The following is a 9,027-nucleotide window of genomic DNA, read 5'->3' as shown; positions in this document are numbered from 1 at the left end:
GCTTCATCCCCGATCCATTCGCCGAGCAGCCAGGCGCACGCATGTACCGCAGCGGCGATGTCGCCTGCTGGCACGCCGATGGCACGCTGGAGTATCTGGGCCGCAACGACGATCAAGTCAAACTGCGCGGGTTCCGTATCGAACTGGGCGAAATCGCCGCTGCGTTGCGTGCCTGCGCGGGCGTGCAGGATGCGGCGGTGTTGCTGCGTGAGGACACTCCGGGCGAGCCACGATTGGTTGCCTATGTGGTGGGCGAGGTCGACGCGCACAGCGCCGACAGCCTACGCAGTCAATTGGCCGCTCGCCTGCCCGAGGTGATGCTGCCAACGGCCTATGTGCACCTGGAAGCGCTCCCGCTGACTGCCAACGGCAAGCTGGATCGCAAGGCATTGCCGGCACCGGATACCGACGCGCTGGCGATGCAGGCCTACGCAGCGCCGGAAGGCGAGCTGGAAACACAACTGGCCGAGATTTGGTGCGACTTGCTAGGCGTCGAACACGTCGGCCGCCACGACAGTTTCTTCGCTCTCGGCGGTCACTCGCTGCTGGGGGTGCGCTTGATCTCGCGTATCCGCAGCGCGCTGGGATTGGAACTGCCGCTAGCCACGCTGTTCGCGCAACCACGTCTGGCCGAGTTAGCGCAAGCGCTGGATACCGCTGCCGCCAGCACGTTGCCGGCCATCGTGCCAGCCGACCGCGACGCGCCACTGCCCCTGTCCTTCGCGCAACAACGGCTGTGGTTGTTACACCAACTCGACGCGCGTGCGGCGCTGGCCTATCTGATCGCCGGTGGTGTGCGCCTATCCGGACGCCTGGACCGCGTCGCGCTAGGCAAGGCGCTGGATCGGCTTGTCGCCCGCCATCAGGCATTGCGCACGGTCTTCCGTACGCACGGCGAAGATCCGATCCAGGTCATCGCAGCGCCCGAGGTCGGCGTGACACTGCAGGACATCGACCTACGCCACACGCAGGATCCTGAGGCCGAGGTCCAGCGTCATGCCGAACAAGAAACCGACACGCCCTTCGACCTCGCTCGCGGCCCGTTGATCCGTGGACGCCTGTTGCGCCTGGGCGAGCACGAGCATCGCTTGCTGCTCACCTTGCATCATCTCGTCACCGACGGCTGGTCCACCGGCATCGTGCTGCGTGAAATTGGCGCGCTGTACACCGCCTTCGTGCAGGGCCAACCCGATCCGCTACCGCCACTACCGATTCAGTATCCGGATTACGCCGTGTGGCAACGCCGCTGGCTCGATGGGCCGCTGCTGCAACGGCAACTGGATTTCTGGCGCGCGCATCTGCACGACGCGCCGACACTGCTGGAATTGCCCACCGATCACCCGCGTCCGGCCGTGCAGGACTACCGCGGCGGCAGCCACGAGGTCGCCCTCGATGCTGCACTCGGCAGCGCCCTGCGCGAGCTGAGCCAACGCCACGGCACCACCGTGTTCATGACCCTGTTGGCCGCCTGGGGCGTGCTGCTGGCACGCCTGGCCGGCCAGGATCGGGTCGTGATCGGCACCCCGACCGCCAACCGCACCCGCAGCGAACTGGAACCGTTGATCGGCCTGTTCGTCAACACGCAGGCACTGCATCTGGACCTGCGCACGGATCCAACCGTCGCCGAGTTGCTCGCGCAGGTGCGCGCCACCGCGCTCGCCGCGCAGCACCATCAGGACATCCCCTTCGAGCAGGTGATCGAAGCGCTCAATCCCATCCGCAGCCTCGCCCACCCTCCGCTGTTCCAGGTCATGTTCGCCTGGCAGAACGCCCCCAGCGTCGCGCTGGAATTGCCCGATCTGCGACTGGAAAGCCTGCACAGCCCCTTCCCCATCAGCAAGTTCGATCTGGAACTCACGCTGCAGGAGGATGGCGCTCGCATCGTCGGCAGTCTGGGCTATGCCGCCGCGCTCTTCGATGCGACGACCATTCAACGCTGGTGGCATTGCTTCGAACAGGTCCTGCACGCGCTGACCCAGGCAGAAGACCTGCATGTTTCGCAACTGCCGTGGCTGGATGCGCCACAACGGCACCAGGTGCTGGCGCACTTCGGCAGCGGCACGACCGCCACCGTGCCGGCACAGCCGCTGCACCGGCTGTTCGAAGCGCAAGCGCAGCGCACGCCCGATGCCATCGCCGTGATCGACGCGCAGCGCTGCCTGGACTACGCCGCGCTCGATGCGCAAGCCAACCGACTGGCGCAGCGGCTGCACGCACTGGGCCTGCGCGCGGGCGCGCACGTGGCCATCGCGCTGCCGCGTTCGGTCGAGTTGATCGTCGCGCAACTGGCCGTGCTCAAGTGCGCGGCAGCCTACGTGCCGCTGGATAGCGCGCATCCGCACGAGCGTCTGCGCGCATTGATCGCCGATGCACAGGCCGAGGTGCTGATCCAGGGGCCCGACAATCCGCTCGCTCCGGCAGGCGTGCTCTGCCTGACCATGGCCGCTCTCGACGACGACGCCAGCACCGCGCCAGCGCCAGACATCGCCGTGCCTGTCAGCGCCACCGCGTATGTGATGTACACCTCCGGCTCCACCGGCACACCCAAGGGCGTGGCGGTGACGCATGCGGCGGTCCTCAACCTGGTCCTGCAGGATGGACCGGCGGGGCTGCATGCCGAAGACCGGGTCGGCTTTGCCTCCAATCCCGCCTTCGACTCGGCCACGCTAGAGGTCTGGGGCAGTCTGCTCAACGGCGCCACCGTGGTGATTGTCCCGGCCACGACGATGCGTGAACCGCTCGCATTGGGTGCCTTGATCGCACAGCAGCGGCTATCGGTACTGATTCTGGTCGCCGGCGTGTTGCGTGCGTACGCGCCATTGATCGCGCCACAACTGAGCGCACTGCGTTTGCTCATCACCGGTGGCGATGTCGCCGATCCGCATGCCCTGGCTCGGGTATTGGCCGCCGGCGGTCAGGCCAGCGTACTGCAAACCTATGGCCCGACCGAGAGCACGCAGTTCGTCACCGCATTGCCGCTGAACGCCGCCCCGGATCCAGCGCGGCGCGTGCCGATCGGCAAACCGCTCGCCAATAGCCGCCTGTACGTGCTCGATCGGCATGGACAACCTGTCCCCATCGGCGTGATCGGCGAACTGCACATCGCCGGTGCGCAGCTTGCACAGGGGTATCTGTATCGCCCCGACCTGACCGCAGAGCGCTTCGTCCCCGATCCCTTTGCCGACGCTGCGGGTGCGCGCATGTACCGCAGCGGCGATCTGGCGCGTTGGCGTGCCGATGGGCAATTGGATTTCCTCGGACGCAACGATGCGCAAGTCAAACTGCGCGGCTTCCGCATCGAACTGGGCGAGATCGAGGCCACCCTGCGCGCCTGCGCCGGTGTGCGCGAGGCCGTGGTCATCGCCCGCGAGGAGGCGGGCGACAAACGCTTGATCGCCTATGTCGTGGGCGAATACCTCGACAGCGCGCAACTGCGCACCCAACTGAGTACGCAGTTACCCGAATACATGGTGCCAGCCGCCTATGTCCGGCTGGATGCGCTGCCGCTCACCGTCAACGGCAAGCTCGACCGCCGCGCGCTGCCGGCGCCAGACGCCGAGGCACTGGAGCACGCTGTCTATGCCGCGCCATGCGGCGAACGCGAGCACATCCTGGCCGCGCTGTGGAGCGACCTGCTCCACGTCGAGCAGGTCGGGCGTCACGACAACTTCTTCGCCCTCGGCGGGCATTCGCTGCTCGCGGTCAAATTGATCGAACGCCTGCGCCGGCACGACTGGCAACTCGACGTGCGCCAACTGTTCGCCAGCCCCACCATCGCCGGGTTGGCCGATCACCTGCACCCGCTCTCCCGCATCGTGGTGCCAGCCAACCGTATCGGCCCGGACTGCACCCGCATCACCCCCGATCTGCTGCCGCTGCTCGCATTGACCCAGGCAGAGATCGACAGCGTGGTCGCCAGCGTCGAAGGTGGCGCGGCCAACGTGCAGGACATCTATCCACTGGCGCCATTGCAGGAAGGCCTGCTGTTCCATCACCTGGCTGATCCACACGCCGACCCCTATCTGCATTCGTCCCTGCTCGGCTTCCCCTCGCGCGAACAACTCGATGGCTTCCTCGATGCGCTCGATCAGGTCATCGCCCGCCACGACATCCTGCGCACCGGCTTCGTCTGGAATGGCCTGTCCGCTCCCGTGCAGGTGGTCTGGCGACAGGCGACACTGCGCCGGTATGTGCATGTGTCCGCCGGACCCGACGTGGCCGCGCACGTGCAGACCTGGCTGCATGCGCCCGAAGCCGCGCTCGTCCTGCAGCAGGCGCCCCTCATCCACGCCCATCTGGCCCACGACGCCGCACACGGACGCTGGCTGCTCGGCCTGCAACACCATCACCTGGTGATGGACCACACCACCCTGGAACTGCTGATCGAAGAGGTGCGGGTCCATCTGGCCGGACAGCAACACCAGTTGCCGGCGCCCTTGCCGTTCCGCGACTTCGTCGCGCACACACGGGCCGGCGTGTCCACGCAGGCGCATCAGGCGTTCTTCAGTGAGATGCTGGCCGATATCGACGCTCCCACCGCGCCGTTCGGCGTGCTGGCGCCGGTGTCCGAGCAGGCCAGCGTCCACGAGGTGCATCGCCCCCTGACACCCGCACTGGCACAGGCCGTGCGCGCCCAGGCGCGCCAACATGGCGTCAGCGCCGCCAGTGTGTTCCATCTGGCCTACGCGCTGTTGCTGGCGCGTAGCAGTGGTCGCGACGAGGCCGTGTTCGCCACCCTGCTGTTCGGCCGCATGCATGCCAGTGCCGGCGTGGACCGCGTGCTGGGCATGTTCCTCAACACCTTGCCGATCCGCCTGGGCGGTCGTGGCCACAGCGTGGCGCAAGCGCTGCAACACACCCAACAGACACTGGCCCGCCTCTTCCACCACGAACATGCGCCACTGGCGCTGGCGCAACGTTGCAGCGGCGTGGATCCGGCGCTGCCGCTGCTCAACGCCCTGCTCAACTACCGCTATGCCGGTGGCAGCAACGTGCTGGCCGAGACAGCACACGATCCCCTGCAACACATACAGCAACTCGGCGGACAGGAACGCACCCATTACCCACTGGTGGTGTCGATCAACGACCACACCGCCGACGGCGGCTTCTCGCTGGACGTGCAGTGCTTGGAACCGATTGGCGCCGCACGCGTGGCGGCCATGCTGGTGCAGACCGTGCAAGCACTGGTGCAGGCGCTGGAGCAACCAGCGGACACCGCACTGCATACGCTGGAATTGCTACCCGCCGAAGAACGTGCCGAACTGGAACGCTTCAACGCCACCGCCAGCGACCTGGATGGCAGCGGCTATCTGCATCGCGCGATCGAAGCACAGGCGCAGCGCACGCCCGACGCCATCGCCTTGGTGGACGATGGCGTTGAACTGCGCTACGCCGACCTCGATGCCCGCGCCAACCAACTCGCCCATCATCTGATCGGGCTGGGCGTTGTGCCGGAATGCGTGGTCGCGGTGTGCCTGCCGCGTGGCATCGATCTGCTCGTCGCACTGTTGGCCGTGCTCAAGGCCGGTGGCGCTTACCTGCCGCTGGATCGCGACGTCCCATCGGCGCGCCTGCACGCCATGCTCGCCGATGCGCGGCCCAGTGTGCTGCTCGCCCATCGCGATACGGCTGCGTCGCTGGCACAGCGCCACGGCATGCACACCGTGCTACTGGACGCCGAGCAAGCAGCGTGGGCCAGCGCCGCCACGCATGCACCGGTCGTTGCGAGCTTGCATCCACAACATCCGGCCTACGTCATCTACACCTCCGGCTCCACCGGCACGCCAAAGGGCGTGGTCAACACCCATGCCGCCATCGACAACCGATTGGCGTGGGGACAGCGTGCTTTGCTGCTGCAACCCGAGCAGCGCGTGCTGCAAAAAACTCCGGTCGGTTTCGACGTCTCGGTGTGGGAACTGTTCTGGCCGCTGCGCGTGGGCGCATGCCTGGTGCTGGCACAACCCGGCGGCCACAAGGATCCGACCTATCTGCATGCACTGATCGAACAGGCCACCATCGATACCGTGCATTTCGTGCCGTCGATGCTGCGGGTGTTCCTAGACGCCTTGCCGCACGGCGCATGCGCCAGCCTGCGGCGCATCGTCTGCAGCGGCGAAGCCTTGCCCGCCGATCTAGCACGCCAGACCCGTCTGCGTCTGCCGCACGTGCGGCTGTACAACCTCTACGGCCCAACCGAAGCGGCGGTGGAAGTCAGCGCATGGGAATGCACTGCGGCCGACACCCGCAGCGTGCCGATTGGCCACCCCATCGCCAACACACAACTGCATGTACTCGATGCGCAGCGGCAGCAGGTGCCGATCGGCGTCACCGGCGAATTGCAGATCGCCGGCATACAATTGGCCCGTGGTTACCTGGGCCGCCCCGACCTGACCGCCGAACGTTTCGTCCCCGATCCGTTCGCCGCGCACCCCGGCGCACGCATGTACCGCACCGGCGATCTGGCGCGTTGGCGTGCCGATGGCGCCATCGAATATCTCGGCCGCAACGATGGACAGCTCAAGCTACGCGGCGTGCGTATCGAACTGGGCGAAATCGAAAGCGCGCTGCGTGGCTGCTCAGGTGTGCGCGAGGCAGTCGTCATCGCCCGCAACGATCTGCCTGGGGATACGCGACTGGTCGCCTACGTGGTCGGCGATGCCGCTGCACTCGACCGCGATGCCCTGCGCGCCCACCTCGGCACGCGTCTGCCCGACATCATGCTCCCCAGCGCCTACGTGCACCTGGACGCGCTGCCGCTGACCGCCAATGGCAAACTGGATCGACGCGCGCTACCAGCGCCAGAGGCCGATGCGCTCGCGACCCAGCCTTACGTCGCCCCGCAAGGCGAACGCGAAACCCTGCTCGCCGCGCTGTGGAGTGAACTCCTCGGCGTCGAACAAATCGGCCGCCACGACAGCTTCTTCGCCCTCGGTGGGCACTCGCTGCTGGCGATCAGTTTGATCGAACGCCTGCGCCAGCATGGCTGGCAGTTGCAGGTGCGCGCCTTGTTCAACGCGCCCGCGCTGGCCGATCTGGCCAGCACCCTCACCGCCGCGTCCACGCTCAACATTCCCCCCAACCGCATCGCGCCCGATTGCACGCGCATCACACCGGAGTTGTTGCCGCTGGTCGAACTCAGCCAGACCGAGATCGATGCCGCCGTGGCCACCGTCGACGGCGGCACCGCCAACGTGCAGGACATCTATCCGCTGGCGCCACTGCAAGAGGGTCTGCTGTTCCATCACCTGGCCAGCCCCGAAGGCGATGCCTACCTCAACATCAGCGTGCTGCCCTTCGACAGCCGCACGCACCTGGATGCCTTCCTCGCCGCGTTGCAAGCCGTCATCGACCGCCACGACATCCTGCGCACCGGCTTCGCCTGGCAGGGATTGCGCACACCGGTGCAAGTGGTCTGGCGGCATGCGCCGCTGCCGCTGCAGACGCACATCATCCAGGCTCACGATGTCTTGGATGCCTTGCGCGAACGCATGGACCCCAGCCGCTTCCGTCTGGATGTCAGCCGGGCACCACTGATCCACGCCCACCTCGTCGAAGATCCCGCGCACGCACGCTGGCTGCTCGGCCTGCAAAGCCATCACCTGATCGTCGACCACACCACCCTGGAGCTACTGGTCGCCGAGGTGCAGGCGCATCTGCACGGACAACAGGCGCAGTTGCCGGCGCCGTTGCCGTTCCGCAACTTCGTCGCCCAGGCACGCCTGGGGGTGAGTGAAGCCGAACATCGCGCCTTCTTCACCCAGCAACTTGGCGACCTGGAGACCCCCACCGCCCCATTTGGACTGTGGCAGGTGCATGGCAACGGCACCGACATCGTGCAAGCCCACATCGCGTTGCCCCCAGCACTGTGCAATTCACTGCGCACACGCGCACGTCGACTCGACATCAGCCCTGCCAGCGTGTTCCACCTGGCCTGTGCGCTAGTGTTGGCGCAAGCCAGCGGCCAGGACGACGTGGTGTTCGGCACGACCTTGTTCGGCCGCATGCAAGGCGGTCACGGTGCCGACCGCGTCCTGGGCATGTTCCTCAACACGCTCCCGATCCGTCTGCGCCGCGATGGACGCAGCGTCACCGAGGCACTGCGGCAGACCCAACAACAACTGGCGCAGTTACTGCATCACGAACACGCCCCGTTGGCATTGGCGCAACGCTGCAGCGGCATCGTGCCGCCGGCCCCGCTGTTCACCGCACTGCTCAACTACCGCCATGCCGGTGGCAGTGCGATACAGATGCACAGCGAATCCGCGCCGCAAGCGTCGGACCTGCACGCCGTGCTCTTGCAAGAACGCACCAACTATCCACTGACGCTCTCTATCGATGACATTGCGGCGGACGGTGGCTTCGCCCTGGAAATACAGGCGGACCAGCAGATCGGCGCCGCACGTGTGCAGGCCATGCTGTTACAGGCTGTGCAAGCACTGGTGCAGGCGCTGGAGCAACCAGCGGACACCGCACTGCATACGCTGGAATTGCTACCCGCCGAAGAACGTGCCGAACTGGAACGCTTCAACGCCACCACCAGCGACCTGGATGGCAGCGGCTATCTGCATCGCGCGATCGAAGCACAGGCGCAGCACACGCCCGACGCCATCGCCTTGGTGGACGATGGCGTTGAACTGCGCTACGCCGACCTCGACACTCGCGCCAACCAACTCGCCCATCATCTGATCGGGCTGGGCGTCGTGCCGGAATGCGTGGTCGCGGTGTGTCTGCCGCGTGGCATCGATCTGCTCGTCGCGCTGTTGGCCGTGCTCAAAGCCGGTGGCGCTTACCTGCCGCTGGATCGCGACGTCCCATCGGCGCGCCTGCACGCCATGCTCGCTGATGCGCGGCCCAGTGTGCTGCTCGCCCATCGCGACACGGCTGCGTCGCTGGCACAGCGCGACGGCATGCACACCGTGCTGCTGGACGCCGAGCAAGCAGCGTGGGCCAGCGCTGCCACGCATGCACCGGTCGTTGCGAGCTTGCATCCACAACATCCGGCCTACGTCATCTACACCTCCGGCTCCA

The 9,027-nt window shown here is 66.6% G+C and carries 1 protein-coding gene; it reads left to right on the top strand.

The window, feature by feature from the left end:
• Positions 1–9,027: non-ribosomal peptide synthetase (locus XALGPE39_RS00320; protein ID WP_161795304.1), on the top strand; the 9,027-nt coding region annotated here is incomplete at both ends.

Source organism: Xanthomonas sp. GPE 39 (assembly GCF_000963005.1).
Classification (GTDB): domain Bacteria; phylum Pseudomonadota; class Gammaproteobacteria; order Xanthomonadales; family Xanthomonadaceae; genus Xanthomonas_A.
Note: the sequence above shows the minus strand (reverse complement) of the source record. Positions and strands in the feature narration are given on the sequence as shown.